This window comes from Streptomyces sp. NPDC030995, from assembly GCF_055571215.1.
In genome coordinates this window covers 464,633-491,208 of the sequence record NZ_JBVIFS010000001.1, presented here as the reverse complement: position 1 = coordinate 491,208, position 26,576 = coordinate 464,633, and the positions used below count along the sequence as shown (strand labels likewise).

The 26,576-nt window shown below is 71.6% G+C and carries 21 protein-coding genes and 1 pseudogene; 11 read left to right on the top strand and 11 right to left on the bottom strand.

Features of this window, described 5'->3' with window-relative positions:
* Window positions 1-56: 56 nt before the first annotated feature.
* The 8 genes and pseudogenes from ACZ45T_RS02495 to ACZ45T_RS02460 all read left to right on the top strand — a co-directional run bounded on the left by ACZ45T_RS02495 (window position 57) and on the right by ACZ45T_RS02460 (window position 9,623).
* Complete coding sequence (locus ACZ45T_RS02495) at window positions 57-884, top strand: hypothetical protein (protein WP_468436623.1); 828 nt, start codon at window positions 57-59, stop codon at window positions 882-884.
* Window positions 885-2,816: a fumarate reductase/succinate dehydrogenase flavoprotein subunit gene (locus ACZ45T_RS02490; protein ID WP_468436621.1), complete on the top strand. Its 1,932-nt coding sequence runs from the start codon at window positions 885-887 to the stop codon at window positions 2,814-2,816.
* Window positions 2,813-3,577, top strand: a pseudogene (locus ACZ45T_RS02485) (succinate dehydrogenase/fumarate reductase iron-sulfur subunit); the annotation flags it as partial. The gene ACZ45T_RS02490 and the pseudogene ACZ45T_RS02485, both read left to right, overlap by 4 nt.
* Window positions 3,578-3,758: 181 nt before the next feature.
* Window positions 3,759-5,822, top strand: a complete 2,064-nt coding sequence (locus tag ACZ45T_RS02480; RefSeq protein ID WP_468437010.1) for a TPM domain-containing protein — start codon at window positions 3,759-3,761, stop codon at window positions 5,820-5,822.
* A gap of 38 nt (window positions 5,823-5,860) precedes the next feature.
* A complete protein-coding gene (locus ACZ45T_RS02475; RefSeq protein WP_468436619.1) occupies window positions 5,861-6,580 on the top strand; it encodes a PspA/IM30 family protein in 720 nt (239 codons plus the stop codon).
* Window positions 6,581-6,739: 159 nt separating this feature from the next.
* On the top strand, window positions 6,740-7,192 hold the full coding sequence (locus ACZ45T_RS02470) for a hypothetical protein (RefSeq protein ID WP_468436617.1): 453 nt from the start codon (window positions 6,740-6,742) through the stop codon (window positions 7,190-7,192).
* Window positions 7,193-7,200: 8 nt separating this feature from the next.
* Window positions 7,201-9,081 carry an alpha/beta hydrolase gene (locus ACZ45T_RS02465; RefSeq protein WP_468436615.1) on the top strand — a complete coding sequence of 627 codons (1,881 nt, stop codon included), beginning with the start codon at window positions 7,201-7,203 and terminating at the stop codon, window positions 9,079-9,081.
* Between the two features lie 77 nt (window positions 9,082-9,158).
* Window positions 9,159-9,623: a hypothetical protein gene (locus ACZ45T_RS02460; protein ID WP_468436613.1), complete on the top strand. Its 465-nt coding sequence runs from the start codon at window positions 9,159-9,161 to the stop codon at window positions 9,621-9,623.
* 51 nt (window positions 9,624-9,674) lie between these two features.
* On the opposite strand, the gene ACZ45T_RS02455 is transcribed toward ACZ45T_RS02460, so the two are convergent.
* From ACZ45T_RS02455 to ACZ45T_RS02420, 8 genes are all read right to left on the bottom strand, one after another.
* Window positions 9,675-12,284, bottom strand: a complete 2,610-nt coding sequence (locus ACZ45T_RS02455) for a SpoIIE family protein phosphatase (RefSeq protein WP_468437008.1) — start codon at window positions 12,282-12,284, stop codon at window positions 9,675-9,677.
* A 182-nt stretch (window positions 12,285-12,466) separates the two neighbouring features.
* Window positions 12,467-12,895: an ATP-binding protein gene (locus ACZ45T_RS02450; RefSeq protein WP_468436611.1), complete on the bottom strand. Its 429-nt coding sequence runs from the start codon at window positions 12,893-12,895 to the stop codon at window positions 12,467-12,469.
* Window positions 12,896-13,035: 140 nt separating this feature from the next.
* Window positions 13,036-13,500 carry a (deoxy)nucleoside triphosphate pyrophosphohydrolase gene (locus ACZ45T_RS02445; RefSeq protein WP_468436609.1) on the bottom strand — a complete coding sequence of 155 codons (465 nt, stop codon included), beginning with the start codon at window positions 13,498-13,500 and terminating at the stop codon, window positions 13,036-13,038.
* A gap of 39 nt (window positions 13,501-13,539) precedes the next feature.
* Window positions 13,540-13,725, bottom strand: coding sequence for an SPOR domain-containing protein (locus tag ACZ45T_RS02440; RefSeq protein WP_361590483.1), 186 nt, complete (start codon window positions 13,723-13,725; stop codon window positions 13,540-13,542).
* Between the two features lie 265 nt (window positions 13,726-13,990).
* On the bottom strand, window positions 13,991-14,743 hold the full coding sequence (locus tag ACZ45T_RS02435) for a GntR family transcriptional regulator (RefSeq protein ID WP_468436607.1): 753 nt from the start codon (window positions 14,741-14,743) through the stop codon (window positions 13,991-13,993).
* Between the two features lie 162 nt (window positions 14,744-14,905).
* Window positions 14,906-16,087 (bottom strand): DUF4190 domain-containing protein, encoded by a 1,182-nt coding sequence (locus ACZ45T_RS02430; protein WP_468436605.1) that lies wholly within the window; start codon window positions 16,085-16,087, stop codon window positions 14,906-14,908.
* Window positions 16,088-16,232: 145 nt separating this feature from the next.
* Entirely contained in the window at window positions 16,233-17,807 is a 1,575-nt protein-coding gene (locus tag ACZ45T_RS02425) for a S8 family peptidase (protein ID WP_468436603.1), read from the bottom strand.
* Window positions 17,808-18,273: 466 nt separating this feature from the next.
* Window positions 18,274-19,845: a S8 family peptidase gene (locus tag ACZ45T_RS02420; protein ID WP_468436601.1), complete on the bottom strand. Its 1,572-nt coding sequence runs from the start codon at window positions 19,843-19,845 to the stop codon at window positions 18,274-18,276.
* A gap of 200 nt (window positions 19,846-20,045) precedes the next feature.
* Here ACZ45T_RS02420 and ACZ45T_RS02415 point away from each other — a divergent pair, with 200 nt between their 5' ends.
* The 3 genes from ACZ45T_RS02415 to ACZ45T_RS02405 all read left to right on the top strand — a co-directional run bounded on the left by ACZ45T_RS02415 (window position 20,046) and on the right by ACZ45T_RS02405 (window position 23,181).
* A complete protein-coding gene (locus ACZ45T_RS02415; RefSeq protein ID WP_468436599.1) occupies window positions 20,046-21,158 on the top strand; it encodes a threonine synthase in 1,113 nt (370 codons plus the stop codon).
* 221 nt (window positions 21,159-21,379) lie between these two features.
* Complete coding sequence (locus ACZ45T_RS02410; RefSeq protein ID WP_468436597.1) at window positions 21,380-22,198, top strand: isocitrate lyase/PEP mutase family protein; 819 nt, start codon at window positions 21,380-21,382, stop codon at window positions 22,196-22,198.
* Between the two features lie 44 nt (window positions 22,199-22,242).
* Entirely contained in the window at window positions 22,243-23,181 is a 939-nt protein-coding gene (locus ACZ45T_RS02405; protein WP_468436595.1) for an EamA family transporter, read from the top strand.
* 42 nt (window positions 23,182-23,223) lie between these two features.
* Here the strand turns inward: ACZ45T_RS02405 and ACZ45T_RS02400 are convergent, their stop codons facing one another.
* The 3 genes from ACZ45T_RS02400 to ACZ45T_RS02390 all read right to left on the bottom strand — a co-directional run bounded on the left by ACZ45T_RS02400 (window position 23,224) and on the right by ACZ45T_RS02390 (window position 26,371).
* Window positions 23,224-24,015, bottom strand: a complete 792-nt coding sequence (locus ACZ45T_RS02400) for a trypsin-like serine peptidase (protein ID WP_468436593.1) — start codon at window positions 24,013-24,015, stop codon at window positions 23,224-23,226.
* Window positions 24,012-25,094 (bottom strand): alpha/beta hydrolase, encoded by a 1,083-nt coding sequence (locus tag ACZ45T_RS02395; RefSeq protein ID WP_468436591.1) that lies wholly within the window; start codon window positions 25,092-25,094, stop codon window positions 24,012-24,014. The genes ACZ45T_RS02400 and ACZ45T_RS02395 overlap by 4 nt, the downstream gene beginning before the upstream one ends.
* A gap of 182 nt (window positions 25,095-25,276) precedes the next feature.
* Window positions 25,277-26,371, bottom strand: a complete 1,095-nt coding sequence (locus ACZ45T_RS02390; protein WP_468436589.1) for an alpha/beta hydrolase — start codon at window positions 26,369-26,371, stop codon at window positions 25,277-25,279.
* Window positions 26,372-26,576 lie beyond the last annotated feature (205 nt).

Below are 26,576 nucleotides of genomic sequence, written 5' to 3'. Positions count from 1 at the left end.
GCCGTCCGCGGCCGGGCCTCCTGGGCCACCCCTCATCACTCCTCCCGGAGTCCCCTTTGGCCACAGGCACGGAACGACCCCAGCAGCGGCCCGGCGGCGGCGTCCACGACGCCGCCCGGGCCGCGATCGCGGCCCGGCACCTGCGGACCGACCGGTGGTGGCTGGCCCCCGCCGGCACCGCGGCCGGGCTGCTCGCCTTCATCGTCTACTCGACCTGGCGGGCCTTCGCGAACGCCGATTACTACGCGGCCCCCTACGTCTCCCCCTTCTACTCCCCGTGTCTCGCGGAGAACTGCCAGGAGATGCGGGACGGCCCCAACTGGGATCTCTTCGGCAGCTGGTGGGGCCTCTCCCCCGCCCTGCTGATCCTGGTCTTCCCGCTCGGCTTCCGGCTGACCTGCTACTACTACCGCAAGGCGTACTACCGGGGCTTCTGGGCCTCGCCGCCCGCCTGCGCCGTCGCCGAGCCGCACACGAAGTACACCGGCGAGACCCGCTTCCCGCTGATCTTCCAGAACATGCACCGGTACTTCTTCTACGCGGCGCTGCCGGTCGCGGGCATCCTCACCTACGACACGGTGCTGACCTTCCGCGACGAGCACTACGCGTGGGGCCACATGGGCCTGGGGACCCTGCTGTTCCTGGTCAACATCGCGCTGATCTGGGCCTACACGCTGTCGTGCCACTCCTGCCGCCACATCATGGGCGGCCGGCTCAAGCACTTCTCGAAGCACCCGGTGCGCTACCGGCTGTGGGGCTGGGTCAGCGCGCTCAACACCCGCCACATGCTGCTGGCGTGGGCCTCCCTGATCAGCGTGGCCCTGTGCGACTTCTACGTGTACCTGGTGGCCAGCGGCACCTTCGACGACCCGAGGATCTTCTAAATGGCTCAAGTCGACCGGCAGCAGTGGGACGTGGTCGTGGTCGGCGCGGGCGGCGCCGGTCTGCGGGCCGCGATCGAGGCCCGCGAGCGGGGCGCCCGTACGGCCGTGATCTGCAAGTCCCTCTTCGGCAAGGCCCACACGGTGATGGCGGAGGGAGGGATCGCCGCCTCCATGGGCAACGTCAACGAGGGCGACAACTGGCAGGTGCACTTCCGCGACACCATGCGCGGGGGCAAGTTCCTCAACCAGTGGCGGATGGCGGAACTCCACGCGAAGGAGGCCCCGGACCGGGTCTGGGAGCTGGAGACCTGGGGCGCGCTCTTCGACCGGACGCCCGACGGGAAGATCTCCCAGCGCAACTTCGGCGGGCACGAGTACCCGCGCCTCGCGCACGTCGGCGACCGGACCGGCCTGGAGCTGATCCGCACCCTCCAGCAGAAGATCGTCCAGCTCCAGCAGGAGGACTTCAAGGAGTTCGGGGACTACGAGGCCCGGCTCAAGGTCTTCCAGGAGTGCACGGTCACGCGGGTTTTGAAAGATCGCAGTCTCAAGGAGGGGCAGAGGGTCTCGGGGGCCTTCTGCTACGAGCGCGAGTCCGGCCGCTTCTTCGTCCTGGAGGCCCCGGCGGTGGTCCTGGCCACGGGCGGGATCGGCAAGTCCTTCAAGACCACCTCGAACTCCTGGGAGTACACGGGCGACGGCCACGCGCTGGCCCTGCTCGCGGGCGCGCCCCTGCTGAACATGGAGTTCGTGCAGTTCCACCCGACGGGCATGGTCTGGCCGCCGTCCGTGAAGGGCATCCTCGTCACCGAATCGGTGCGCGGCGACGGCGGGGTGCTGCGCAACTCCGAGGGCAAGCGGTTCATGTTCGACTACGTCCCGGACGTGTTCAAGGAGAAGTACGCCGAGTCGGAGGAGGAGGGCGACCGCTGGTACGAGGACCCGGACCACAACCGGCGTCCGCCCGAGCTGCTGCCGCGCGACGAGGTGGCGCGGGCCATCAACTCGGAGGTCAAGGCGGGCCGCGGCTCCCCGCACGGCGGTGTCTTCCTCGACGTGTCCACCCGGATGCCGGCCGAGAAGATCAAGCGGCGGCTCCCGTCGATGTACCACCAGTTCAAGGAGCTGGCGGACGTGGACATCACGGCGGAGCCGATGGAGGTGGGCCCGACCTGCCACTACGTGATGGGGGGCATCGCCGTCGAGTCCGACACGGCGGCCACCGTCGGCGTCCCGGGGCTCTTCGCGGCCGGCGAGGTCGCGGGCGGCATGCACGGCTCGAACCGGCTCGGCGGGAACTCCCTGTCCGACCTGCTGGTCTTCGGGCGGCGGGCCGGTCTGCACGCGGCCGAGTACGCCGCGCGGGACACCGCCTCCGGGGCCGCCGGGCGCCCGGTCGTCTCGCAGGCGGAGATCGACGCGGCGGCCGCGGAGGCGCTGGCCCCCTTCCACGCCGACGAGGGCGCGGAGAACCCGTACACGCTCCACCAGGAACTCCAGACGACCATGAACGACCTCGTCGGCATCATCCGCCGCGAGGGCGAGATGGCCGAGGCGCTGGACAAGCTCGCGACGCTGCGCCTGCGGGCCTCCCGGGCCGGTGTCGAGGGGCACCGGCAGTTCAACCCGGGCTGGCACCTGGCCCTGGACCTGCGGAACATGCTGCTGGTCAGCGAGTGCGTGGCCCGCGCGGCCCTGGAGCGCACCGAGAGCCGGGGCGGGCACACCCGCGAGGACTGCCCGGCGATGGAGCGGAGCTGGCGCCCGGTGAACCTGCTGTGCCGGCCCGTGGACCCCGCCCCGGCCGACCCGGCGGCCCACCGGATCGAGCTCACGCGGGTCCGCACCGATCCCATCCGCTCCGACCTGCTCGCGCTGTTCGAGAAGGAAGAGCTGGTCAAGTACCTCGCCGAAGAGGAGCTGTACGAATGAGTACGTACGACGCGAGCTTCCGTATCTGGCGGGGCGACGCGGAGGGCGGATCGCTCGCGGACTTCACCGTCGAGGTGCACGACGGGGAGGTGGTCCTGGACATCGTCCACCGGCTCCAGGCCACCCAGGCCTCGGACCTCGCGGTGCGCTGGAACTGCAAGGCGGGCAAGTGCGGCTCGTGCAGCGCGGAGGTCAACGGCCGGCCGCGGCTGATGTGCATGACGCGCATGTCCACCTTCGAGCGGTCCGAGACGATCACGGTCACCCCGCTGCGGGCCTTCCCGGTCATCCGCGACCTGGTCACGGACGTGTCCTTCAACTACCAGAAGGCGCGCGAGGTCCCGGCCTTCGTACCGCCGGAGGGGGTGGCCCCGGGCGCGTACCGGATGCAGCAGATCGACGTGGAGCGCTCACAGGAGTTCCGCAAGTGCATCGAGTGCTTCCTGTGCCAGGACACCTGCCATGTGGTGCGTGACCACGAGGAGAACAAGAGCGCCTTCGCCGGTCCGCGCTTCCTGATGCGGGTGGCGGAGCTGGACATGCACCCCCTGGACGCGGCGGCGGAGGCGGGCCTGGACCGCAAGCGCACGGCGCAGGAGGAGCACGGGCTCGGCTACTGCAACATCACCAAGTGCTGCACGGAGGTCTGCCCCGAGGGCATCAAGATCACCGACAACGCGCTGATCCCTCTGAAGGAGCGGGCGGTGGACCGCAAGTACGACCCGCTGGTGTGGCTGGGGAACAAGATCCGGCGCCGTTCCGATCCCGGGTCACCGCCTTCGGCTCCGGCTGCAGCTCCGGCTGCGACGCCGGGTGCGACTCCGGGTGCGGAGGGGTGAAACCGCCCATAATCTCCGATATGTGATTCCGCCGAGAAGCCAGACGAGAAGCAGGCCGCGCAGCGGTCTGTTCGTACGGGCCGGGCTCGCCCTCGCCGCCGCGCTGCTGGCGCTCGGCGGCTGGGGCGCGGCCGGGGCGCCACCGGCGCGGGCCGACGATCCCGTCACCCTTTCGCAGCAAGGGCAGATCACCGACCGCGTCGGGGCGTTGGGCGACCGGAAGGGGTCGGTCACCGCCGCGCTCGACAAGCTGTACGCCGACCGGAAGATCCAGCTCTTCGTGGCGTACGTACGCGACTTCTCCGAACGCTCCGCGCAGAGCTGGGCCGACGCCACCGCGGAGAAGAACGGCCTGGGCCAGGACGACGTGCTGCTGGCGGTGGCGACCGGGGCCCGCCAGTACGCGTACTCCGCCGCCGTCGACTCCGGTTTCACCGAGGAGCAGCTCGCGGCCGTCTCCCGGACAGCCATCGAGCCCGCCTTGAAGCAGAACGACTGGGCGGGCGCCGCCATCGGCGCGGCCAACGGCTACAACGCCGTGCTCGGCGGGCGGCCCGTCCCCGCGCCCACCATCACCCCCGGCCCGGCCGATCCCGGCGGCAAGGCGAGCGGCGAGAACGGTGCCGGGGACTTCGTACTCCCGGTGGTCGCGGTCGGCGCGGCCGGAGCGCTCGGGGCGTACGCGTACCGCCGCCGCAAGCGCAAGGACGCGGGGATCGGCGCCGCCGGCCGCGGTACGACGACCGGCCCGGGCTGGCCCGAAGGAGCGCCGGACCGGCTCCCGCTGCCGGGACTGGACGCCCGGGCCAAGGCGCTGCTGGTGCAGACCGACGACTCCGTCCGCACCAGCACCGAGGAACTCGGCTTCGCCTCCGCGCAGTTCGGGGACGAGGCGGTCGTCCCGTTCACCGCGGCCGTGGAGTACGCCAAGTCCGAGCTGACGCACGCCTTCCGGCTGCGCCAGCAGCTCGACGACGCCTACCCGGAGGACGACGCGACCCGGCGCCGGATGCTGGACGAGATCGTGGCCCGCTGCACCGAGGCGAACCGGCGGCTCGACGCCGAGTCGGCGGACTTCGACCGGCTGCGGGACCTGGAGAAGAACGCCCCGCAGGCCCTCGCCACCGTGGAGGAGCACTTCCGGGCCCTGACCGGGCGGACGACGACGGCCGAGGCGACCCTGACCGCGCTGGCCCGGCGGTACGCGGACTCCGCGTCCGCGCCCGTGGCCTCCAATCCCGCACAGGCCAAGGACCGGCTGCTGTTCGTGACCACCAACCTGGGCGAGGCCCGGGCGGCCCTCGACGGCGGCGACAACGGGAAGGCGGCCGTGTACGTACGGGCCGCCGAGGGCGCGGTGGACCAGGCGGCGACCCTGGTGGACGCGGTCGAGCGGCGGGCGCAGGAGCTGGCGGAGGCGGCCGGGAAGCTGCCGGGCGCGCTGAACGAGACGGAGACCGACCTCGCCGACGCGCGCGGGCTGCTGACCGGCACCGCGGAGGGCACCTCCACGGCGGACCTGCGCGGGCGGATCGGCCGGGCGGAGGCCGTACTGGCCGACGTGCAGCAGGAGACGGCGGCCGGCCGGTACGACCCGATCGACGCCCTGCGCCGCGTCGAGGAGGCCGACGCGGCTCTCGACGAGGCCCTGGCCGGGGCGCGGGAGCGGGAGTCGGGCCGACAGCGGGCGGCGACCCTGCTCGACCCGGCCATGCTCTCGGCGCGCAGCGCGATCGGCGCGGCGACGGACTACATCACCACCACGCGGGGCGCGATCGGCAGCCAGGCCCGCACCCGGCTGGCGGAGGCCGGCCGGCACCTGGAGCGGGCGGCGGCCCTGACGGCGGCGGACCCGGCGGGCGCGCTGGCGGAGGCGCAGCAGGCGGATGCGCTGGCGCGGCAGGCGCAGCAGCTGGCGGAGCAGGACGTACGGGAGTACCGGGACCCGTACGCGGGCCGGCAGGCCGGCGGCGGCCAGGGCGGGGCCGTACTCGGCGGGATCATCCTCGGCGAGATCCTGCGGGGCGGCCGGGGCGGCGGGGGCGGCGGGGGCTTCGGCGGGGGCGGCTTCGGCGGCGGTTTCGGGGGCGGAGGTGGTGGCAGCGGCCCCGGCTCCTTCGGCGGCGGCGGGACCCGCGGCCGCATGGGGGGCGGCGGCCGCTTCTGAACTGCACATCCATCGGCCCTGACCAGGAGAGACCGACCATGAGCAAGCAGACCATCCTCGGCCGCGTCACCCAGCTCGCCAAGGCCAACATCAACGCGCTGCTGGACCAGGCGGAGGACCCGCAGAAGATGCTGGACCAGCTGATCCGCGACTACACGAACAACATCGCGGAGGCGGAGCAGGCCGTCGCGACGACGATCGGCAACCTCCGGATGCTGGAGGCGGACCACAAGGAGGACGTGGAGACGGCCTCCGAGTGGGGCGTCAAGGCCCTCGCGGCGAGCAGGAAGGGGGACGAGCTGCGGGCGTCGGGGGCGACCGCGGACGCCGACAAGTTCGACAACCTCGCGAAGGTGGCGCTGGGCCGGCAGCTGCAGTCGGAGAAGGAGGCGAGGACGGCGGAGCCGACGATCGCCGCCCAGACGGAGGTCGTCGGCAAGCTCAAGTCGGGACTGGACTCGATGCGGAACAAACTGACGGAGCTGCAGTCCAAGCGCGACGAGCTGGTGGCCCGGGCGAAGACCGCCCAGGCGCAGAACACGATGCTGGACGCGGTGAAGAACATCGACGTCATGGACCCGACGAGCGACCTGGCGCGCTTCGAGGAGAAGGTGCGGCGGGAGGAGGCGATGGCCCTCGGCAAGCAGGAACTGGCCGCCTCCTCGCTGGACGCCCAGTTCGAGGCCCTGGACGACCTCGGGAAGTCCTTGGAGGTCGAGTCCAGGCTCGCCGCGCTCAAGCGGGGGCGTGCGGCCTGACCGTTGCCGTAGGGAATCCGGGCGCGGCGTTACGGAACGCTACGCGCCGTGACCCGGCCGTGCCTGCCCAGCGGGGTCAACACCGCCCGGGAGGCGGGGGGCTGTCGAGGTATTAGGATCACCCGATCATTGCAATCGCAGAGTGTTACGGGGGCTCGGGTGAGCATGACGTCGTTCGACGCGGAGTGGGCGGGGCTCAAACAAGGAACCACGGCCGGCGCCGAGATGCGGCTGGCGAGTGCCGCGCCCGACGGCGGCGGCGGCGGTGGTGGTGAGGACCTCAAGTCCGACATGGCTGTCTGGAAGAAGGGCAGCCAGGACGTCGGCGAGCTGGTGACGGCCATCAGGAAGGCGCTCACCGAGTTCGAGAGCGGCCAGAAGGGCGCCGCCGTCACCGGCGTGGAAAGCGCCACCGCCCAGGGCGAGCTGTACACGTCGTGGAAGACGTACCTCGACTCCCTGGTCGGCAAGTGCACCACTTTGCAGGGGCCGATGATCTCGGCGGGCAAGGGCCAGGTCTCCAACGACGAAACCCTGCGCGGTGACTTCGCCCGCATGGACGACACGTACAAGGACACGCCCGCCACCGGCGGCAACGACGGGGGCCGGTGAGAGCGGGCATGGACTACGCAACTCTGAAAGCCCTCAAGCCCTCCGAGTTCACCGAGGCGGCCGACGGCTACCAGTCGGTCAGCGCCATGGCCGACCACGCCTACGGCAGCACCGAGGGCCAGATCACCGCCCGGCTGCGGGCCGGGCTCAGCGGCAAGGCCGTCGAGGCCGCCCTGGGGCAGCTGCAGGGCCTGGCGCAGAACTTCCACTACACGCAGGTCGAGTGCGGGCTCGCCGCGACCTCCCTCAACGCGCTCGCCGCCTCCTTCACCGAGGCGAAGCGGAAGCTGGACGCGGCCGTGAGTGACGCCGAAGCCCAGAAGTTCTCGGTCGGCGCTGACGGTTCGGTGAGTTTCCCGCCGGGCGGGACGGAGAAGGACGGCAAGCTGCCCGAGGGCGGCACGGTCAGCGGCAGCGCCAAGGGCAAGCCGTCGGGGAACGTCATCGACCCCACCAAGGACGCCAACGACCTCTCCGCCGCCCTGGAACGCCAGGCGGCGAACATTCACCCCAACCCGAACTTCGGCAAGGCGGTGGAGATAGCCAACCGGATCGCGCAGGCCGTCGCCGAGGCCACCGAGGCCGACACCCAGTGGGCCCCGCGCCTGCGCAAGCTCAAGGCGGACGACGACCTAAAGGTCTCCGAGTCCGACTGGGCCGACGTCCAGGGCGACTCCGCCGCGGTCAGCAGCGGCGCCAAGGACTACCTCGCCCACATCAAGCCCCCGCCGCCCAAGGGCAGCGACCCGCAGCTGAACGCCGAGTGGTGGAAGGGGCTGTCGGAGGAGGAGAGGGAGGCCTACATCACCCTTCAGCCGGCGAGCGTCGGAGCACTGAACGGGCTCCCGGCGGACGTCCGCGACAGCGCCAACCGTACGGTCCTCGCGGAGACGCACGGCGCCTACAAGACGGAGCTGAACGCCATCCCCGGGGAACCGCAGCCCAAGTACCACTACGTCCAGCGCGGGCGCGCCTGGATGCGCGAAGAGACAGACGAGTGGAGCGCCTGGAACGACAAGCACGGGGAGCGGCATGCCCATCTGAAGGACCGCCTGGAGGGCATGGAGACGATCCAGAACCGCTTCAACGCCACCGGCGAGCGGGGACTGCCCGAGGCGTACCTGCTCGGATTCGACGCCGAGGCGAACAACGACGGACGCGTGATCCTGGCCAACGGGAACCCGGACACGGCGGACCACACGTCCATCTTCGTACCGGGCACGAAGACGACGCTGGGGACCATCGAGGACGAGGCCGCGAAGAGCGACGCCCTGTGGCGCGAGGCCTCGGCACTGGCGCCCGGGCAGTCGGTGTCGACCATCACCTGGTTCGACTACGACGCCCCGAACACCATCCTCGGCGAGGCCCCCCACGACAAGTGGGCCGAGCAGGGGGCGCCGACCCTGCGGCAGTTCCTCGACGGCAACCAGGCGGCCCATCAGGCGGCCACCGGCGACACCGCGCACACGACGCTCATCGGCCACAGCTACGGATCCACGCTGATCGGCGACACGGCGAAGTACCGCAGTGACTACGCCGACAGCTGGGCCGACCCCATGCCCGTCGACGACGTGGTCGCGGTCGGCAGCCCCGGTATGCAGGCGGACCGCGCCGGAGACCTGGGCTTCCAGCCGAAGCACGTGTGGGCCATGGAAGGCGGGGGCGACGACAACGGGGTCACGCTTGGCGGCAGGCTCAGCGGTCTCGGTGACTGGGGGGTCATTCCCACGGACGAGCGTTTCGGTGCCAACAAGATGCACAGCGATTCCCCGGGCCACGGGAACTTCTGGGACGAGAAGGACGGTAAGCCGTCTGTCAGCCTCTCGAACCAGGCGGCCGTGATAGCCGGCCGGTATGGCAGGGTCGAACTGGACAGGGAGGCTCCCTAATGGACCGCAGAAACAGGCGCAGCGCCACGGCACTGGCGCTCCTGGGCGCCCTGACCCTCGCATCGGGATGCACTCTCATGAACGACGAATCCTCCTCCAAGCGCACCTACGACCCGCAGCCGCGCACCCACCTGGAGGTGGAAGAGGAAGTCGGCGACCTGTCGAGCAGGGCCCTCGACATGACGCAGGTCAAGGGCAAGGTGACGGAGGGGGGCCCGGCGACCTATCCCTGCGGCACGAGCGAGGAGAAGAAGAGCGGCCTCCGTTATGTCCGGCACGCCTGGTCCGTGTACGGCGTGGACCACGACACCCTCGACAAGGGCATGAAGAACCTCGCCGCGCAGCTGCCGGAGAACGGCTGGAAGGTCGTGAAGAACGGCCCGAACCCCAACACGGAGGCCAAGACGCCCGAGGTCTTCGCCGTCCACGAGGCGACCCACACCCAGCTCGAGGCCCGGTGGATGGACAGCTCCGACGGAGGCGAGAACCTGATCAACTTCGCCGTGTCCTCCCGGTGCTTCAAGGACACCGACCCGAAGTGAGCGCAGGCCCCCGGACCCGGCGGGTCCGGGGGCAGGGGCCCGCGGCCCCGCTCAGCCGTACATGTTCAGCAACTGCTCCGCAGAGAGTTCGGACACCGCGTCCGCCGTCGCGCCCGGGAGCGGGAGCTCGAACCAGACCGTCTTGCCGCGGTGGGTGCGGCGGGTGCCCCACCCGGCGGACAGCAGGCCCACCAGCTGGAGCCCCCGCCCGCCCTCGTCCGTGTCCCGGGCGCGACGGCGCCGCGGCTGCACCAGGTTCGCGTCCCACACCTCGCAGACCAGGGTCCGGTCCAGCAGCAGCCGCAGCCGGATCTCGCCCTCCCCGTACCGCAGTGCGTTCGTGACGAGCTCGCTCACCAGCAGTTCCGTGGTGTCCAGCAGCCCCTCCAGGCCCCACGCCGGCAGTTTCGCCCGGGCCAGTTCCCGCGCCCGCCCCACCGAGCGGGCCTCCCGCGGCAGCTGCCAGTCGCCCACCGCGTCCACCGGCAGCCCCTGCACCCGGGCCATCAGCAGGGCGATGTCGTCCTCGCCGTGCCGGGTGTCCAGCGTGTTCAGCACGTGGTCGCAGACGTCCTCCAGGGGGCGGACCGGGTCCGCGAGGGCCGCGCGCAGGCCGCGCAGGCCCTCCTCCAGCGGGTGGTCGCGGGACTCGACCAGACCGTCGGTGTAGAGGGCCAGCAGGGCACCCTCCGGAAGGTCGACCTCCACCTCCTCGAACGGCTCCCCGCCCACTCCCAGCGGCATTCCCGGCGGCACCTCCAGCAGCAGTGCGGGCCTCGGCTTCCCGCCCTCGTCGGGGGGCTCCACCAGGACCGGCGGCATGTGGCCCGCGTTGGCGATCGTGCAGCGCCGCGTCACCGGGTCGTACACCGCGTACACGCAGGTCGCGAGGTACACCTCGGAGCGGTCCGCGTCCCGCGAGTGCAGGGCGGCCCGGGACGCCTGCTGGGAGCCGCCGGGGGCCCCGAGCCCCCGTGCGATCTCGTCCAGCGCGGTCAGCACCTCCGCCGGTTCGAGGTCCAGCAGCGCGAGGGTCCGTACGGCGGTCCGCAGTTCTCCCATGGCGACGGCGGCCCGCAGCCCCCGGCCCATGACGTCGCCGACGACCAGCGCCGTGCGGTGCCCGGGCAGTTCGATGACGTCGAACCAGTCCCCGCCGACCTCCGTCGCCGCGTTCCCCGGCAGGTACCGGCAGGCGATGTCGAGGCCGGCCGCCTCCGGGTCGCCGGGGGGCAGCAGGCTGCGCTGCAGTATCAGCGCCCGCTCGTGCTCGCGCCGGTACAGCCGCGCGTTGTCGATGCACACGGCGGCCCGCGCGGCCAGCTCGACGGCGACCGCCCGGTCCCGTTCGCCGAAGGGTTCGCTGCCCTTCGTACGGGAGAACTGCGCGAGGCCGACCACCGTGTCGTGGGCGACCAGCGGCACGACCAGCGTGGACTGCACGAGGTCCTCCGGTCCGCCGCCCTCGATCAGCCGCGGCCGCGCCGTGCGCAGGGCGAGCGCGCCCGGCGACGCCGCCGGGTACCGGTGGATGTCGCCTACGGAGACCAGCGCGCCCGGACCGGACAGCGGGGCGTCCGATACGGCGGAGGCGAAGGCCACCCGGCGCAGCGCGGCGGAGGGCGTGCGGGCCGGGCCCTGGCCGGGGAGGCTGGGCACCCCCGGGCCCTGCGGCCGGGCGGGCCGGTCGTCGTCGCCGAGCAGCAGCGCCTGGTAGAGGTCGACGGCGGCCAGGTCGCAGAAGCCGGGGACGGTGACGTCGAGGAGCTCCCGGGCGGTGGTCTCCAGGTCGAGGGAGTTCCCGATGCGGTGCCCGGCCTCGTTGAGCAGGGCGAGGTTGCGCCGGACCCCGGCGGCCTCGCGGGCCGCGAGGTGGCGGCGGGTGACGTCGGTGCCGATGCCGGCGACACCGACGGGGCGGCCGCTGCCGCCGTGCACCCGGTAGAGGTTGATGGACCAGTGGCGGTTCTCCCGGCTGCCGGGGGCGGCGCCGGTGATCCGGAGGTCGGTGACCGCGTCCCCGGTGTCCAGCACCCGGCGCAGCGCCTCGGCCATCCGGTCGGCCTCGTGCGGCGGCAGGTAGTCGTGCACGGTCCGGCCCAGGTGCTCCTCGGCGGCGCCGCCGAAGACCGTGGCGAACCGGCGGTTGGCCCGCTGCACGGTGAGGTCCGTGCCGAAGAGCAGGAACCCGAAGGGAGATTGACCGAATATGGCTTGTGAAGCCGCCAGATCGGATTCGATGGAGCGCAGCGCGCGTACGTCGACGACGACGCACAGCGCGGCCCGCTCGGCGGTTTCCGTATGGGTGGGCATCACATAGATCTCGGCCACGCCGTGCGCACCGTTCCCGCCGGGGATCCGGAAGGGGATCAGGCCGGTCCACTCCTTGCCGTCGAGGATCTCGGCGACCTTGCGGTGCGCGTCGGGGCGCAGCTCGGGCGGCATGAAGGCATCGACCGGATCGCGTCCGACGGCCTGGGCGGCCGTCAGTCCGAAGAGTTCCTCGGCGCGCAGACTCCATTGGTCGATGAAGCCGTCGGGGCCGATCGAGAAGGAAGCGACCTTTATGTAGTCATATATCGAGCCAGGCGGACTGCTGTGCCACAGGGCGTCGTGCCATGTCTCGCGAGGCACGTTGGCCTGATGTGCCTGCGCAGGTATTTCGCTCACGCGACCGTCCCCTCCAGCTCACCGCAACCGGACCGGCCATGACCGCAGTATTCAGCACCACGGCCCCGGACGGCACGGCGTTCACGATCACAGCACGGTCTCGATGATTTCGAGCCATGTCCGCGATCTCCCCCGGACCTCGTCAGAGGGTCACTCCGCCACCGTTCACCTTGTTACTCACCAGGAAGAGCCAACTCGAACCACACAGTCTTGCCCGACTTCCCGTGGCGGGTCCCCCAGCGCTGTGAGGAGACGGCGACGAGGTGCAGTCCACGGCCCCCCTCGTCGTCCGGCTGCGCGAGCCGCTCGCGGGGCGGATCCGGAAGCGGATCTGAAACCTCCACGAGGAGTGCGGGGCCCCCGGCGGGGCTGTCGGCGGCTGGATTCCGCCGCTCCAGGCGGACCCCGATGGGGCCGGACGCGTAGCGCAGGGAGTTGGTGACGAGCTCGCTGACCAGCAGGACGGTCACATCGCCGACGGCCTCCAGGCCCCAGGCGCGGAGGGCGCCGCGCACGGCGTGACGTGCGGTGCGGACGGAACCGGGCTCGGCGGGGAAGGCCCACTCGGCACATTCACCGTCTGTGTCGATCACGCCGATCACTTCCCGGGCCAGCAGCGACCCCAGTCCGGTTCGTCTGGGACGAAAGAGGGACGAGATAGGGATTAATAGCGACATACCCGATATTCGAGGCGTCGTACCACTCGATCCCTCACCCACCGGCGCACTGTGGCGCAGACGGCCTAGAGCGCGAGCGTCACGCGCCCCCCGCCGTCGGACTTGCCGTCATCCTCGCCGTCGCCCTCCCCCGGCCCGTCCCCGCGCAGCCGGCGTCCGGCCTCGGCGACCGCCGGCCGGTCCTGGTCGAGCCAGTCCACCGACTCCAGCTCGTCCGGCCCGAGCCAGCGGAGCTCGTCGTGGTCCTCCAGCGGCGCGGGAACTCCCGAGAGCAGCCGGGCGGTCCACACGTGCAGGACGAGGCCGGGCTTCAGCGGCCACTCCCCCGGGATCCGCTCCAGGGGCTCGGTCTCCACGCCGAGCTCCTCGCGCAGTTCGCGCACCAGCGCCTCAGGGACGGACTCACCCGGTTCGGCCTTGCCGCCCGGCAGCTCCCAGCGCCCGGCGAGCTCCGGCGGTGCGCTGCGGCGGGCGGCCAGCAGGCGCCCCTCATGACAAAGGGCTCCGCCCACGACCACTCGTACAGTCATGGGCGGAGCCTATGTCAGCGTCACCTGGAGCTGCGACGCTCAGTTCATCGTGGCGGTCTGGCCGATCCGCTCGACCCAGTAGAGCTGCTTGTGTCCTCGGTCGTCGAGGCTGTCGGCGACCTTCTGGGCCTCGGCCCGGGTGGGGTAGCGGCCCACCCGGTAGCGGTTGCCGTTGTCGTCCTGACGTATGACCAGCCACGGGAGCAGGGCACCGCTGTCGTTCATCGCGTTTCACCCTCCGCCGACGTACCTGCCCGGGAAACCGCATTGCGCATATGCCCGAGCTTACGCCCGACCTTTACGCAGCGGATACGGTTTTTCACGAAGAGGTACCTCAGGGGCGTACGCATCCGGCCATGCGTACGAGTGGGCCGTGCGCGCCTGCTCAGAAGGGGCGCCGCTGCCGGGGCCGGCCCCCCAACCCCCGTGCCTCACACGGCGGCGGGGCCAAATGTGGCTGATGTCGCCCGCACGGTGCGGGCGGAGCGCCTCACCTCACGGGCAGGTGGTACGACAGGCGGTAGCGGTCCGCCGGGACGACCACGTCGGCCGTTTCCACCGCGCGGCCGGACGCGAAGTACGTGCGGCCGATGACCAGCACCACATGGCCCGGGACCCCTCCGAGGAGGAGGAACTCCTCCGCCAGGCCGGGCCGCGCACCGACCTCCTCGACCACGTTGTCCACGACGACGTCGATCGCGGCCATCCGGTCGACGACCCCGGAGCCGCCCAGCGGGCCCTCCTCCGGCAGCATCACCGGGGTCCGGCCGGTCACGGCGAGCGGCTCCCAGGAGGTCGACAGCATCATCGCCTCCCCGGCGTCGCGGTAGACGTACCGCGTGCGCATCACCCGCTCGCCCGGCTCGATGCCGAGCCGCTTCGCGATCTCCGCGGGCGCGCCCGTCTGCTCGCTGTTCGACTCCCACGTGCCGTGCGCGCCCGACTCCGCCTGCTCCTGCCGGAACGGAGTCGACGCGCCGCCCGTGCGGTAGCCGGAGCGGGCGACCCGCCGCGGGACCGGCTGTTCCCGAACGTACGTGCCGGACCCGGACCGGCCCTCGACCAGCCCCTCCGCCATGAGGACCTTGCGCGCCTCCAGGGCCACGGTGTCGGAGACCCCGTACTCCTCGCGGATGCGGGCCTGGGAGGGGAGCCGGGCGTGCGGGGGCAGAGAACCGTCGACGATCTTCCGTCGAAGATCCCCGGCCACGCGCAGATAGGCCGGCTGCTCACCGAAAGTCACTGGCCACTCCCATCAGGTTGACAGACAGCTACACCCTGGCAACCGACGGTTGAATACTGCAAGCAAGGGCCAAAGTTTCACCCGAAGTGATGAAGGCAGGTCACTCAAACCCGTTACCGTGCGTTACCAGGACGACGTTCGGGTGCGGCGTTCGGGTGACCGTCAGACCGACTCGGACGAGGGCCCGCGGCCGGGCCCGCCCTCCGGGTCCTGTGAGTCCCCCTGGCTGTCCTCCAGCCACTGCGGAATCTCCGTCGCCAGCCCGTACGCGCCGCGCAGCGCCTTCTCCGTCTCCAAGGACAGCGCGCCCATGGCCCGCCCCCACTGCTTGTCGAACTCCGCCGCCGTCTTCGCCTGCGAGGCGCGCTGCCACGCAGCGCGGGCCTCCTCGATCTCCTTGAGCTGCGCCGGCACGGCCTTCTCCAGGCCCGGCCGGGCCTTGTCCCCCTGCAGCACCTTCGCCTCGTCGCCCAGCGCCGCGTGCACCTGCCGCGCCCAGGCCTGGTACGTGCCGAGCGCCTCCTCGACCTCCTCCTCGGGGGGCCGGCTCATGACGAACTCCACGGCGTTGGCGGCCCGCAGGAAGGCCGTCTGCTCGGGCTTCAGTGCGGTGGCGTCCTGACGCAGGCTGCCCTGCCACTCCTCCTCGGTCGTGCCGATCACGCAGAGCAGGAGCCGGTCCCCCTGGCGCCAGGACTGGCGCGAGGGCGCGTAGTAGAACATCTCCGCGTACTCGGGCAGCGCCCACGTGTCCATCGCGTACTCGTCCTGGGCCTTCCAGCACGCGTCCTCGGACGCGCGGTCGGCCTCGCCCGCCCCGGACCCGGGGGCGTCCGCCGCGGCCAGCGCCTTCGACGCGGTGACCTCGCCGTGGTGCACCTGCGCGCAGTCGACCTTGTACGTCAGCGGCCGCTCGTCCATCAGGTCCCCGCCCGGGACGTTGAAGCAGTCGCCCACCCGCAGTTCGTCGAGGTCCGTGAGCTCGCCCTCGACGTCGAGGTCGGGGAGCTCGCCCAGCGTCTCGAAGCGGTCCCCGACCGCCGTCGCGACCCGCTCTGCGGTGAGGACCAGCGCGCCCGTCATCGCCACGGACACGGCCAGGCCCACGATCGCGAGGGCCTTGCCCCGCTCCCGCTTCTTCGCGATCTGTACGAGGGCCACGACGCCGAAGACGATGCCCAGCGGCGGGAAGCACAGCAGCCCGACGAGGAGCGAGGCGAGCGCGAAGCCGTTGAGCCCCGGCTGCTGCTGCCCGTAGCCCGGCGGCGGTCCCCACGCGGGCTGCGGGGAGGGCGGGGGCCAGGAGTGGCCCGGTCCGGGGGGAGGGCTCGGCGGGGTGCTCACGGGCTGAGAGGCTCCATCACAGAGGGCGCGAACGAATGCGCGAATAGTACGCAGCGGGGGCGACCGCCCTGTCGGTCGCCCCCGCCTGTTCGCGCGGTTCAGCGCGGTTCAGCGCGGTTCAGCGCGCCCTTTCAGTTCCGGTGGCTCAGAACTGGAGCGCCCAGGAGTCGATCTTGCCGGTGTCGATGTTCGCGTTGTCGTTCACGCGCAGCTTCCAGACGCCGTTCGCGACCTCGGACGCGGCGTTGACCGTGTAGGTCTGGTTGATGTTGTCCGTGCTGCCGCCGGCCCGGTTGTGCAGGGTGTAGACGGAGCCGTCGGGGGCGATCAGGTCGACCTTGAGGTCACCGATGTAGGTGTGCTTGATGTCGACGGGAACGCTCAGGGTCGCCGGGGCGTTGCCGGAGACTCCGCTGACGGTGATCGCCGATTCGACGGTCGAGTTGTCGTTGATCGCGTAGTCCGCGGTGTTCTCGAAGCGCGGGCCGGGCGGGACGGTGCCGCCGGTACCGACGTTGAGCAGGCGGTTCGGGGATCCGGTGCCGGGGCTGGTCACCACGTTCGGGGTGGCCGCGGCGACCAGGCCGTCCCGGACCTGGGCCGGGGTGCTGGCCGGGTTCTGCGACAGGTACAGCGCCGCCGCGCCCACGACGTGCGGCGTGGCCATCGACGTACCGGAGATGGTGTTGGTGGCGGTGTCGCCCGTGCCCCACGACGAGGTGATGTTGGAGCCCGGCGCGAAGATGTCCAGGATGGATCCGTAGTTGGAGTAGCTCGCCTTGGCGTCGGTGTTGGTGGTGGCGCCGACCGTGATGGCCTCGGCGACGCGCGCCGGGGACTTGGTCGAGGCGTCGGTGGACTCGTTGCCCGCGGCGACCCCGTAGGTGATGCCGGAGGCTATGGAGTTGCGGACGGCGGTGTCGAGCGCGGAGTCCGCGCCGCCGCCGAGCGACATGTTCGCCACGGCCGGCTTGACGGCGTTGCGCGTCACCCAGTCGATGCCGGCGACGACCTGGGCCGTCGTGCCCGAGCCCTGGTTGTTGAGGACGCGGACGCCGACGATCTTGGCCTTCTTGGCCACGCCGTACGCGCCGCCCGCGACGGTGCCCGCGACGTGCGTGCCGTGGCCGTGGCCGTCCTGGGCGGTGTTGTCGTTGTCGATGGCGTCGTAGCCGTAGGAGGCGCGCCCGGCGAGGTCCTGGTGCGTGATGCGGACGCCGGTGTCGATGATGTAGGCGGTGACGCCCTCGCCGGCCTTGTCCGGGTAGGTGTAGCTCTGGTTGAGCGGGAGCGCCCGCTGGTCGATGCGGTCCAGGCCCCAGGACGGCGGGTTGGGCTGGGTGGCGTCGACGGTGAAGACACGGTTCTGCACGACCGACTTGACCGCCGGGTCCGCGGCCAGCCTTCTGGCCTGCGCCTCGGAGACCTCGACGGAGTAGCCGTTGAGGGCGGCGCTGTAGGTCCGGTCGATCCTCGCGCCGTACTTCTTGGCGACGGCCTTGCCGCTGTCCGCGGTGGAGCGGGCGGCCGAGTCGTTCAGGGTCACGATGTAGCTGCCGGAGACGGTTCCGGCGGCCCCGGCGTTCTCGATGACGCCCAGCGGGGCGGCGCTGTCGGCAGCGGAAGCGGGTAACGCGGCGGCCGCGCCCAGCGCCAGGGCCACGACCGCGGTCGCACTGATGCCGGCGATCTTCCGGCGGGTGTGACGCATTACGGACATGTGGGGGGTCCTCCTCATAGGCGGTGCGTTGCGGGGGTGAGGCGGAGCCCTCCGGCATGTCCATGACAATCACCGCCGGACAGGCCGCCGCCCCCGAAAGGTTGACCCACGCCTGCCGCCGCCCACAAGGGGGCTGCGCATACGTAACATCCGTGCCATATACCGGCCACGTTGGGCAAAGGCGCTCCGCACATGACGCACGCAAGCACCGGCTGCGCGGCGGGGGCGACCGGTCGACCGGTCGCCCCCGCGGTTCACTGCTGATGCGTCGCGGGCCCTGGGGGGTGTCTTGTCGGTCAGGCCGGATCAGGGAGCGGCGTCTGGCGCGTGCGATCGCAAGGCGGAGGAGGGAGTCGACGCGGAGCGTCGGCGAGTGACGACAACGCGGCGAGCGTGCGTGGCAGGCGTCGCGAGCCCGGCCTGACCGGCAAGACACCCCCTAGTCAGTGCCCGCGACCCTCGCGCCTCAGAACTGGAGCGCCCAGGAGTCGATCTTCCCGGTGTCGCCGTCCGCGCCGTCGTTCACCCGGAGCTTCCAGACGCCGTTCGCCACCTCGGACGAGGCGTTCACCGTGAAGGTCCTGACGATGTTGTCGGCGCCCCCGTTGGCACGGTTGTGCAGGGTGTAGACCGTGCCGTCGGGCGCGATCAGGTCCACCTTGAGGTCACCGATGTACGGGTGCTTGATGTCGACCGGGACCTTCAGCGTCGACGGGGCGTTGCCGACGACACCGCTGACGGTGATCGAGGACTCGGCGGTCGCGTGGTCGTTGATCGCGTGGTCCGTGGTGTTGTCGAAGCGCTTGCCCGGCGGGACGGGGCCCAGGACGCCCACGTGGAGCAGACGGTTCGGGGAACCGGTGCCGGGGTTGGTCACCAGGTCCGGGGTGGCCGAGTTCAGCAGGGCCGTGGCCACCTGGGCCGGGGTGCTGGCCGGGTTCTGCGAGAGGTAGACGGCGGCCGCGCCCGCGACGTGCGGCGTGGCCATCGACGTGCCGTTGATCGTGTTGGTGGCGGTGTCTCCGGTACCCCACGCGGAGGTGATGTTGGAGCCCGGCGCGAAGATGTCCAGGACGGGGCCGTAGTTGGAGTAGGCGGCCCTCGCGTCCGTGCTGGTGGTGGCGCCGACCGTGATGGCCTCGGTGACGCGCGCCGGGGACATCTTCGAGGCGCTGGTGCCGTCGTTGCCCGCGGCCACGGCGTAGGTGATGCCGGAGGCTATGGAGTTGCGGACGGCGTTGTCGAGCGCGGTGTCCGCGCCGCCGCCGAGCGACATGTTCGCCACGGCCGGCTTGACGGCGTTCTTGGTCACCCAGTCGATGCCCGCGACGACCTGGGCCGTCGTGCCGTAGCCGCTGTTGTCGAGCACGCGGACGCCGACGACCTTGGCCTTCTTGGCCACGCCGTACGCGCCGCCCGCGACGGTGCCCGCGACGTGCGTGCCGTGGCCGTGACCGTCCTGGGCGGTGTTGTCGTTGTCGATGGCGTCGTAGCCGTAGGAGGCGCGGCCACCGAAGTCCTGGTGCGTGATGCGGACACCGGTGTCGATGATGTAGGCGGTGACGCCCTCGCCCGCCTGGTCCGGGTAGGTGTAGCTCTGGTTGAGCGGGAGCGGGCGCTGGTCGGCGCGGTCCAGTCCCCAGGACGGCGGGTTCGGCTGGGCGGAGCTGACACTGAAGATACGGTTCTGCACGACCGACTTGACGGCCGGGTCCGCGGCGAGCCGCTTGGCCTGCGCCTCGGAGGCCGCGACGGAGTAGCCGTTGAGGGCCGCGCTGTAGGTCCGGTCGATCTTCGCGCCGTACCTCTTGGCGACGGCCTTGCCGCTCGGGGCGGTCGAACGGGCCGCGGTGTCCTTGAGGGTCACGATGTAGCTGCCGGGCACGGAGCCGGGGGCTCCGGCGTTCTCGATCACGCCTCGCACACCGATGTCCGCCGCGGAGGCGGGGAGCGCGGCGGCCGCGCCCAGCGCCAGGGCCACGACCGCGGTCGCGCTGATGCCGGCGATCTTCCGGCGGGTGTGACGCATCACGGGCATGTGACGGGTTCTCCTCGTAGGTGGTGCGATGCGGGGGTGGCGGAGCGGCGTGACGCAAGGGTGGCCACGACCATGCGGATGACCCAACGGGCTTCCGCCTCCGAAGGGTTGGCCCACCCCCGGCGCACCTCGCATGAGGACGACGGACGCGTAACATCCGTGCCACACACCGGCCATGATCGAGTAAGGGCGCCCCACACATGACGCACGCAACCCCCGGCTACGTCTGCTCAGAGGACGGTACACGCGCGGATGTCCGTACTGCTCCTTGGGGGTGCCCGGTGTGCGGTGGACCGTGGGACCTCGATTTCACGCCGGACCCGACCGCCCCGCTCGAACCGTCCGCCGGACCGAATTCGCTGTGGCGGTACGGGTCCGTACTGCCGCTGCCGGGGGCGTTCTCCGTATCGCTGGCGGAGGGTCACACTCCGCTGGTCCCGCTGGCGGAGCGGGTTCAGGCCAAGCTCGACTTCCTGATGCCGACGCTGTCGTTCAAGGACCGGGGCGCGGTGATGCTCGCCGAGCTGGCCCGGCGGCTGGCTCCGGAACGGGTCGTGGCGGACAGCAGCGGCAACGCCGGGACGTCGGTCGCGGCGTACTGCGCACGGGCCGGACTGAAGTGCGAGATCTTCGTGCCCGAGGGCGTCTCGGAGAAGAAGACCGAGCAGATGCGGGCGCACGGGGCGGTCGTACGGGTCATCGCGGGCGGCCGCGAGGCCGCGGCGCAGGCCGCGCGCACGGAGGCGGACTCGCCCGGGGTCTTCTACGCGAGCCACGTGTTCAACCCGTACTTCCTCCACGGCACCAAGACGTACGTGTACGAGATCTGGGAGGAGCTGGGCGGGCGGCTGCCGGACGTGCTGGTGGTCCCGGTGGGCAACGGCACCCTGCTGCTCGGGGCCGCGCTGGCCGTGGAGGAGCTGGCCCGGCGCGGGGTCCGGCCGCCGGCGCTGATCGCGGTGCAGTCGGAGGCGGTGGCCCCGCTGGCGGAGGCCTTCGCGGCGGGCGCGGAGGACGCCGCCGCGGTGGAGCAGCGGCCGACCGTGGCCGAGGGCATCGCGATCCCGGCGCCACCGCGGGCCCGCCAGATCCTGGCCGCGGTCCGCAAGTCCGGCGGCACCTTCCTGACGGTCCCCGACGCCCGCGTCCGCGAGGCCCAGCGCGACCTGGCCCTGCGCGGGCTCTTCGTCGAACCGACGGCCGCGGCGTGCTGGGCCGCGGTGGGTCCGTGGGCCCCCGCCGACCCCCTGCGGGGCCGCACCGCGGTCATCCCCCTCTGCGGCGCGGGCGCGAAGTCGGGCCTGGCGCGGTAACCCGGCCGCGGACCACTTCCCGGGCAAATCCAGCCCCGCCGGCGTTTGAGGCGCGGGGTCCGGGGGCGGCGCCCCCGGCAGCGGCGCCGCAGGTGTGCACGTCACGGTGGTGTGCCGGGCGCTGCCCCAGACCCCGCGCCTCAAACGCCGGCGGGGCTGAAGCCACCTGGATGTCGCAAATCCGCGAGCCCCGGACCCGCAGGGTCTGATCAACTGGCCTCATGACCACCAACGTTGACCTCGCCGCCAAAGCCACCCGCTTCGCGGAACTGCACACCCCCGCCTCCCCCCTCGCCCTCGCCAACGCCTGGGACGTCGCCAGCGCCCGCATCGTCGAAGCCACCGGCGCCCCGGCCGTCGCCACGACCAGCGCCGGCGTCGCCTGGTCCCTCGGCTCCCCCGACGGCGACGCGCTCGCCCGTGACCGCGCCCTCGACCTCGTCGCCCGCGTGGCCGGCGCCGTCTCCGTGCCCGTCACCGCCGACATCGAGGGCGGCTTCGGCGCCGACGCGGCCGCCGTCGGCGAGACCGTCGCCGGGGTGCTCGCCGCCGGCGCGGTCGGCATCAACATCGAGGACGGCGCCCGCACCCCCGCCGAGATGGCCGAGCGCCTGGCCGCCGCCCGCGCCGCCGCGGACGCCGCCGGGGTCCCGCTCTACATCAACGCCCGCGTCGACACCTACCTCCGGGGCATCGGCGACCCCGCCACCCGCCTCGACGAGACCCTGGCCCGCGCCGCCGCCTACCTCCGCGCGGGCGCCACCGGCATCTTCGTGCCCGGCGTCCTCGACCCGGCCACCGTCGCCGAGCTCGCCAAGGGGATCGACGCCCCCCTCAACATCCTGCTCGGCCCCGACGCCCCGACCGTCGCCGCCCTCGGCGCCCTCGGCGTCTCCCGCGTCAGCCTCGGCTCCTGGGTCGCCGAAGCCGCGTACGCCGTGGTCCGCCGCGCCGCCGAGGAGCTGATCTCCGACGGCACCTACGGGGCGCTCGCGCACTCCCTCCCGTACGGCGAGGTGAACACCCTGCTCAGGGGCTGAGATATCCGGAAGCCTGCATGGGCCAACGACCATAGGATCCAGCCATGAGCACCTCAACTCCGGTGGACGGAGAGCCCGTACAGGCCTCGCGCGGCAAGATCACCGGCGCGGTCTGGACCGCCCTCGGCCTCGTCTACGTCGTCTGGGGTTCGACCTACCTCGGCATCCGGATCGTCGTCGAGACCATGCCGCCCTTCCTCTCCGCCGGTACCCGCTTCGTCACCGCGGGCCTGCTCCTGGCCGCCGTCGTCGCCTGGCGCTACGGCCCGGCCGCGCTCCTCGCCACCCGCGCGCAGCTCGGCTCGGCGGCCGTGGTCGGCCTGCTGCTGATCCCCGGCGGCAACGGCCTGGTCGCCCTCGGCGAGACCTGGGTACCGTCCGGCCTGGCGGCCCTGCTCGTGGCGGGCGTGCCGATGTGGGTGGTGGTGCTGCGGGCGAGCACCGGGGACCGGCCTCCGCTGCGCACCCTGGGCGGGGTCCTGGTCGGCCTGGCCGGGCTCGCGGTGCTGACCAGCCCCGGGCTCAGCGGAGCGGTGCGGCTGTCGGGGGTGCTGATGGTGGTGGCGGCGTCGGTGATGTGGTCGCTCGGCTCGTTCTCGGCGTCCAAGCTGACCCTGCCGGGCAACCCCTTCACGGGCAGCGCTTACCAGATGCTGGCCGGCGGGACGGCCGCGCTGCTCATCGGCCTGCTGCGCGGCGAGCACCACGGCTTGGACCCGGCGGCCTTCTCCACCGCCTCCTGGCTGGCCCTCGGCTACCTGATCCTGTTCGGCTCGCTCGTCGGTTTCACGGCGTACGTGTGGCTGCTCCAGGCGGCGCCGCTGTCGCTGGTGGCCACGTACGCGTACGTCAATCCGGTCGTGGCGGTCGCGCTCGGCGCGCTGATCCTGGGCGAGGCCCTGACCTGGCCGATCGTGGTCGGCGGCGGGATCGTCGTGGCGGCGGTGGGCGTGATCGTCAGCACGGAGCGCAAGAAGAAGTGAAGGAAGAAGTGAGGGAACAGGAGAGGTGAAGGGGGCGGGCGCTCAGCCCCGCGCGGCCCGCTCGTAGAGCGCCTTCGCGTGCTCGTCGAACAGCGCCGCCGTGGAGTCCACGTCCGTGTCCCCGCCGCTGAGCACCCCGATCAGCCGCCCGGCGGGGTCGCGGCCGCCCCGGTCGGCGATCCAGGGGCTGCCGCTGGTCCCCGTCCAGAACCCGGCGCAGCTCATGTAGAGCATGTCGGGGTCGTCCTCGTCGTGGCGGGTCTGCGTGGTGCAGGAGACGGGCTTGTTCTGCGGGTTGTGCTCGGACTCCGGGTAGCCGACGACGGTCACGTCCCGCTCGTACCCGGAGGTCCAGTCGGGCTTGGGCGCCTCGGCGCGGCCGCCGACGGTCTCCTGGAGGCTGCGCCCGTTCTTGTCCGGCGCGATGGTGAGGAAGGCGAAGTCGGCGGTGTCCTCGCCCCACTTCGTCCAGCGGTCGTCCACGTGGATCGAGCGGACCTTCCACACCCCCAGCGGCTGGGTGCCCGAGCCCTCCCCGGAGAAGGCGGGGGCGAAGGAGAGCTCGCCGATGGCCAGGCCGTCGTGGGCGAGCTCGCCCGGCTGCCCGTCCTCGCCCGCGGGGGCCACGCAGTGCGCGGCGGTGGCGACGACATTGCCCTTCGGGCTGTCGACGACACTCGCCGTGCACCAGTGCTCGCCGCCCGCCATCAGCACTCCGACGGTGGGGAAGGGGTGCACGGTCCGGTCGCCGGGCGCCTTGAGGAACGCGACGGCGCACACCGCGGCGATCCCCGCGGCGGCGGCCGCCGATGCCCCCTTCACCACCGTGCTCATCGCACGCCGGGGTCGGGTGTCGGTGCCTTCATCACCTTGCTGATCCACTCCAGGGAGCCCTCCCTCATGCCGCGCACGTACGACTTTCCGTTGTGCTCACCATCCTGGATCACCTGGAGCGAGGTGTGCACGGGACCCTTCCCGTACTCGCTCATGAACTTCTCGGCCTTGTCGCGGCCGCTCTCCGCCGTGCCGATCTGGAAGTTGATGTAGACGTCCGGACCGCCCGCCCGGATCAGCTTCTCGGCGAGCTTCTCGGGGTTGTTCTCGTCCATGGCCTGCGTGTTCCCCTTCCACAGCGGGGAATCGGGGACGATGTCGACCCCGCTCGCGATGGCGGCCTTGAACCGGTCGGGGTACTTCAGGACGTGCTTGAAGGCGCCGAATCCGCCGGCCGACGAGCCCATGAAGGCCCACCCGTCACGGGAGGTGAAGGTCCGGAAATTGGCCTTCGTGAAATCCGGGATGTCCTCGGCCATCCAGGTGCCCATCTTGGGCTCTCCGGGGATGTCCGAGGCGTCGAAGTGGTGCTTGGTGTCGGCGTTGTGCACCGGCATGATCAGGATGAAGGGCAGGCTCGTACCGGCCTTCGCCCCGTCGCTCACGGCCTTCTGGAGGCCGAGGCCGGGGCCCGTCCCCCAGTAGTTCGTGGGGTAGCCGCGGCCGCCGGGCAGGGAGATCAGGACCGGGAAGCCGCTCTTGGCGTACTTCGGGTCGTCGTACTCCTTCGGCACCCATACCCAGACGTCACCCGTGAAGCCGGACTTCTTGCCGGTGAGGGTGGTCCGGCCGATCTGGGTGCCGTCCGGCAGCCGGTGCGTGCGGACGAAGGAGGCGGCCGGCCCGGTGGGCATGCTCACCTCCGGCGGAGCCTCGGAGGCCGCCGCCGTCTCCTCCTGCACCTTCCCGAAGGAGACCGGATCCCCTATGTCCGAGAAGAGGTGGTACTTGTACGCTGCCGCTCCGCCTCCGGCGAGGGTGAGCGCGAGCCCGCCGCCGATCAGGATCAGGCGCAGGCGGTTGGGACGACGGCGGCCCTTGGTCATGGGGCTGCCGTCGCCTTGCTGGTCATGCTGCACGGTTTTGTCCCGTTCCTTCTCCGGCGCTCACTCCTGAGCGCGGGTCGGACCGATCGGTCCCCCTTACACCCATTACAGAGGTATGAACGAGGCGATGGGTTGCCTGGGACGGGTGGGACGCGCGGAGCGCCGGACGTGCGGAGCGCCGGACGTGCGGAGCACCACGTCCGGCCGGGCAGTGATCAGGCGGCGTCGGGCTTCGGGGCCTTCAGCACCTTGCTGACCCACTCCAGGGAGCCTTCCTTCATGCCCCGGACGTAGTGCCAGCCGTTGTGCTCGCCGTTCTGGATGTCGCGGATGGTGATCTGGACGGGTCCCTTGCCGAACTGCTGCTGGAACTTCGTCATCCGCTCCCTCCCGCTCTCCTTCGTGCCGATCTGGAAGTTGATGTAGACCTCGGGGCCCTTGGTGTCGATCAGCTTCTGGGCGAGCTTCTCGGGGTTGTTCGCGTCCATCTCCGCCTGGTGGCCCTTCCACAGCGGGGAATCGGGGACGATCTCGCCGCCGCTGGCGATCACGGCCTTGAACTTGTCCGGGTGCTGCAGGACCGTCTTCATCCCGACGAAGGCGCCGGAGGAGGAGCCCATGAAGGCCCAGCCGTCACGGGACTTGTACGTACGGAAGTTGGCCCTGGTGAAGTCCGGGACGTCCTCGGCGATCCACGTGCCCATCTTGGCCTGGCCGGGGATGTCGGAGCCGTCGTAGTAGAACTTGGTGTCCGGGTTGAGCACCGGCATGATCACGATGAACGGCAGGCTGGTGCCGGCCTGGACGCCCTCGCTGATGGCCTTCTGGAGGCCGAGGCTGCGGTCGGACCAGTAGTTGGCCGGGAAGCCGTTGCCGCCGGGGAGCGCGATGAGCACCGGGAAGCCGCTCTTGGCGTACTTCGGGTCGTCGTACTCCTTGGGCGCCCACACCCACACGTCGCCCTCGAAGCCGGACTTCGCGCCCGCGAGGCGGGTCTTGGCGATGATCGTGCCGTCGTCGAGCTTGGTGGTCTGCTTGAAGTCGGACTTCGGGCCGGTCGGCATCAGCACGTCCGGGTCACCGGAGGGCTTGGCGGGGGTGGCCGGAGCGCTCGGGTCCGCCGCCTTCCCCGTCGCCGGGGGCGGGGTGGTCTTGCCGAAGCTCACGGCCTCGCCGTTGCCCGAGAACCAGTCGAGCTTCCAGGCGGCGAAGCCACCGCCACCGAGCAGGAGCGCGAGGGCGACCACGGCGCTGATCCATATTCGGCGGCGGGACCGCTTGGGCTGCGGCTCTTCCTGGTACTGGTACACGAAACTTCGCTCCGAACGCTCATGACTGCCCTGGGGACAGAACGGCTGGGCCATCACCTAGGGGGTGTCTTGCCGATCAGGCCGGGCTCGCGACGCCTGCCACGCGCGCTCGCCGCGTTGTCGTCGGTCGCCGACGCTCCGCGTCGACTCCCTCCTCCGCCTTGCGATCGCACGCGTCAGACGCCGCTCCCTTATCCGGCCTGAT

Excerpts from the sequence above, each read along its gene's own strand:
- ACZ45T_RS02490 (WP_468436621.1), top strand. The coding sequence starts at position 885 with ATGGCTCAAGTCGACCGGCAGCAGTGGGACGTGGTCGTGGTCGGCGCG.
- ACZ45T_RS02475 (WP_468436619.1), top strand. The coding sequence starts at position 5,861 with ATGAGCAAGCAGACCATCCTCGGCCGCGTCACCCAGCTCGCCAAGGCC.
- ACZ45T_RS02465 (WP_468436615.1), top strand. The coding sequence starts at position 7,201 with ATGGACTACGCAACTCTGAAAGCCCTCAAGCCCTCCGAGTTCACCGAG.
- ACZ45T_RS02460 (WP_468436613.1), top strand. The coding sequence starts at position 9,159 with ATGAACGACGAATCCTCCTCCAAGCGCACCTACGACCCGCAGCCGCGC.
- ACZ45T_RS02445 (WP_468436609.1), bottom strand. The coding sequence starts at position 13,500 with ATGACTGTACGAGTGGTCGTGGGCGGAGCCCTTTGTCATGAGGGGCGC.
- ACZ45T_RS02440 (WP_361590483.1), bottom strand. The coding sequence starts at position 13,725 with ATGAACGACAGCGGTGCCCTGCTCCCGTGGCTGGTCATACGTCAGGAC.
- ACZ45T_RS02425 (WP_468436603.1), bottom strand. The coding sequence starts at position 17,807 with ATGTCCGTAATGCGTCACACCCGCCGGAAGATCGCCGGCATCAGTGCG.
- ACZ45T_RS02420 (WP_468436601.1), bottom strand. The coding sequence starts at position 19,845 with ATGCCCGTGATGCGTCACACCCGCCGGAAGATCGCCGGCATCAGCGCG.
- ACZ45T_RS02415 (WP_468436599.1), top strand. The coding sequence starts at position 20,046 with ATGACGCACGCAACCCCCGGCTACGTCTGCTCAGAGGACGGTACACGC.
- ACZ45T_RS02410 (WP_468436597.1), top strand. The coding sequence starts at position 21,380 with ATGACCACCAACGTTGACCTCGCCGCCAAAGCCACCCGCTTCGCGGAA.
- ACZ45T_RS02405 (WP_468436595.1), top strand. The coding sequence starts at position 22,243 with ATGAGCACCTCAACTCCGGTGGACGGAGAGCCCGTACAGGCCTCGCGC.
- ACZ45T_RS02400 (WP_468436593.1), bottom strand. The coding sequence starts at position 24,015 with ATGAGCACGGTGGTGAAGGGGGCATCGGCGGCCGCCGCCGCGGGGATC.